This window comes from Paracoccus salipaludis, from assembly GCF_002287065.1.
Lineage (GTDB): Bacteria > Pseudomonadota > Alphaproteobacteria > Rhodobacterales > Rhodobacteraceae > Paracoccus > Paracoccus salipaludis.
Window position 1 is genome coordinate 1 of sequence record NZ_NSJZ01000049.1, and the last position, 3,079, is coordinate 3,079.

At 66.8% G+C, this 3,079-nt stretch carries 5 protein-coding genes; 4 read left to right on the plus strand and 1 reads right to left on the minus strand.

Annotated features, from left to right (window positions below; all coding sequences use genetic code 11):
* The 3 genes from CK240_RS17205 to CK240_RS17215 all read left to right on the plus strand — a co-directional run.
* Positions 1 to 159, plus strand: a 159-nt coding sequence (locus tag CK240_RS17205) for an HNH endonuclease (RefSeq protein WP_135058896.1), incomplete at its 5' end; no start/stop codon positions are given.
* A gap of 117 nt (positions 160 to 276) precedes the next feature.
* Positions 277 to 1,581 (plus strand): site-specific DNA-methyltransferase, encoded by a 1,305-nt coding sequence (locus CK240_RS17210; RefSeq protein ID WP_095641502.1) that lies wholly within the window; start codon positions 277 to 279, stop codon positions 1,579 to 1,581.
* Entirely contained in the window at positions 1,578 to 1,793 is a 216-nt protein-coding gene (locus CK240_RS17215) for a DUF7220 family protein (RefSeq protein ID WP_036716044.1), read from the plus strand. Before CK240_RS17210 ends, CK240_RS17215 begins: the two co-directional genes overlap by 4 nt.
* 186 nt (positions 1,794 to 1,979) lie before the next feature.
* Here CK240_RS17215 and CK240_RS17220 read toward each other — a convergent pair whose 3' ends face one another.
* Positions 1,980 to 2,606, minus strand: a complete 627-nt coding sequence (locus CK240_RS17220; RefSeq protein ID WP_095641503.1) for an SOS response-associated peptidase — start codon at positions 2,604 to 2,606, stop codon at positions 1,980 to 1,982.
* A 59-nt stretch (positions 2,607 to 2,665) separates the two neighbouring features.
* Here CK240_RS17220 and CK240_RS17225 point away from each other — a divergent pair.
* On the plus strand, positions 2,666 to 3,079 hold a 414-nt coding region (locus tag CK240_RS17225; protein WP_095641504.1), incomplete at its 3' end, for a phage terminase small subunit P27 family.

Here is a 3,079-nt window from a genome sequence, read left to right on the forward strand (position 1 = left end):
AACACCGTGGACCATGTCGTCCCGCATCGGGGCGACCCCGAGCGGTTCTGGGACCAGGACGGATGGCAGCCGCTCTGTGCGTCCTGTCACAGCCGCAAGACCGCTGCCGAGGATGGCGGCTTCGGCAACCGCCGGCCCGACCGCGGGCCATCCGGCTGACCCCGGGGGGAGGTCAAATCTCAGGCCGGTTCGACGTCAGGACCGCGCGCCAAGCTTTCTGCATCCGTGGCCAAAATGGCGAGGGGGGGGTAGCCCCCGATCCGAAGGAACTATTCCATGCTCGATCGTGAACTCGCCGTCGCCTATCGGCCCCTCGACAGCCTGGTGCCGTATGCGCGGAATGCCCGCACCCACAGCGAAGCGCAGGTGGCCGAGATTGCCGGCTCGATCCGCGAGTTCGGCTTCGTGAACCCGGTCCTCATTGCCGAGGACGGCACGCTGATCGCCGGTCACGGGCGGGTGCTGGCGGCGCGGTTGCTGGGGATGGAGACCGTGCCGACGATCACGCTGGCGGGGCTCTCGGACACCCAGCGTCGTGCGCTGGTGCTGGCTGACAACCGGATCGCGCTGAATGCCGGGTGGGACGAGGCGCTGCTGGCGCTGGAGCTCACAGATTTGAAGGAGGCCGGGGTCGATCTCGGCATCATGGGCTTCGAGGATGGGGAATTGGATCGGCTGCTGGCCGGGACCGAAGATGCAGATCAAGGATCCACCGCGCCTGTGGTTATCCCCGAGCCGCCGCGCAACCCGGTCTCGCGCACCGGCGATCTCTGGATCCTCGGCGATCACCGCCTGCTGTGCGGCGACGCGACCTGCCACGACGACGTCCGCCGGCTGATGAACGGCGAGCGGGCGGTGCTGTTCGCGACCGATCCGCCATATCTGGTCGATTACGACGGCAGCAATCACCCGACGCGCAACAAGGATTGGTCGCAGTCCTACGGCGTCACCTGGGACGACAGCAGCCAGGGGGCGGAGCTGTATGACCAGTTCATCGGCGCGGCCGTGGCGGAAGCAATCACCGAGGACGCCGCGTGGTACTGCTGGCACGCCTCCCGCAGGCAGGCGATGCTCGAGGCCTGCTGGGAGAAGGCCGGCGCCTTCGTCCACCAGCAGATCATCTGGGTGAAGGACCGCGGTGTTCTGACCCGGTCCCACTACCTCTGGAAACACGAGCCTTGCTTCATGGGCTGGCGCCGCCCGAACCGCCCGCCGAAGGTGGCGGACGAGACGCTGCCCTCGACCTGGGAGATGCCCAGCTTCGCCAGGGACGACCGGCCCGATCACCCGACGCCGAAACCGCTCGACGCCTTCGGCATCCCGATGCGCCAGCACGTGGCGCGCGGCGGGCTCTGCTACGAGCCGTTCTCGGGCTCGGGATCGCAGATCATGGCGGGCGAGGCCAACGGCCGCCGCGTCTTCGCGATGGAGATCAGCCCGGCCTACGTCGATGTCGCCGTCGAGCGCTGGCAGGCGGAGACCCGCAGGGACGCGATCCTCGATGGCGACGGCCGGACCTTCGCCGAGGTGACGGTCGAGCGCCTCGGCGCGATAGATCAGAACGAGGGGTTCGCCGCATGAGTCAGTCACGCACCATGTCGCTGGTCGAGTCGCTGGCCAACGTGATCGTCGGCTATGGCGTGGCCGTCGTCACGCAGATCCTGATCTTCCCGCAGTTCGGCTGGAATCCGACTCTGGCGCAGAACATGAGGATCGGCGCGGTGTTCACGGCGGTGAGCCTCGCTCGATCGTTCACCTTGCGGCGGTTGTCTGAACGAATGGAGAGGCATTAGGTCGCTGTCCTTCCCAACGCTCAGTCCGCACTGATCTGCCGCAACAGGTACCACTGTGTTCAATCGGGGGCGCGAACGCTGCCGCGACGATCTTCATCGCCCTTTTCCGTCATGGCCTCGATCACCTTGGCACCGTTTGCAACCGCACGATCAAACGCAGCATTCGGTCCTCATCACCACGAGGTATCAGGCGGCACCGTCGACAAGTTCCAGCGCACCATCCGCCAAGGGCCTCTGCAGTAAACGTGCCTCGCTCCAGGGCGCGGACATCCACGTCAACCACTCGGCAGGCTCGGTCAGGATCACCGGCATCGCCTTGGGGTGGACGACGGCGACCTCGGCATTCGGGGTTGTCGTGAGGAATGCGAACAGGTCGTCTGTGGTCGCGCCGTCCTTGACCTTGCGCACCGAGGTCCAGCCCGGGACGTGGATGCCGGCAAATGCGGCTGGCCGCCCGTCCGCGGGCGCGAACCACTGGTTGCCCTCTCCCTTGCCGCGCGGCTCGGCGAAGGCTGTCAGTGGCACGAGGCAGCGGTTCGCCGGGCCGAGCCAGCGCCGCCAGTGAGGCGAGCCGGTGTTGCGGACGTTGGTGACCCCAGGGTCGCGGGCGGTCTTCAGGACCGAGGGCGGTGATGGCAGTCCCCATCGGGCCTTGGCCAATTCGCGCTCGCCGTCCAGGCCGATCCGAACGATCGGCGCCATTTGGTCGGGGTAAATCTCCGGCTGGGCAGGAAGGTTGCCGAGCTTGTCCACGGCGGCAAATAGCTGCCGCATCGCCTCTTGGGCACGAGTCTGGCTGTAGAGATTGCACATGCCTACGAGATGGCGTGTCCAGCTGCCACTCGCAATGCGGAAAGAGGGACATCAGGATCATGGCTGGCCGCAAACCGCTCCCGACGCAGCTGAAGCTGGTGAAAGGCACAGCGCGCCAGCACCGAATGAACCCTGCCGAGCCGCAGCCGGTCGTAGCCATTCCAAATCCGCCTGAGCACCTCGACGCTGAAGCTGCGGCGAAGTTCGCCGACATGGCAATCCTTCTGGCCCGGCACGGGGTGATGACCGAACTCGATGCCGGGGCGCTGGCCCGCTACGTGGTGATCTGGCGGCGCTGGCTCGACGCCGAGGCGGAGGTAAAGCGCCGCGGCCCTGTGGTGAAGACCGTGGGCGGCAACATCATCCAGAATCCGTTTCTGGCGGTGGCGAACAAATGCCTGGCGCAGATGGGGCAGATCGAGAGCGAGTTCGGGTTGACGCCGTCGAGCCGCAGCCGGATCCGCACGGCGGCG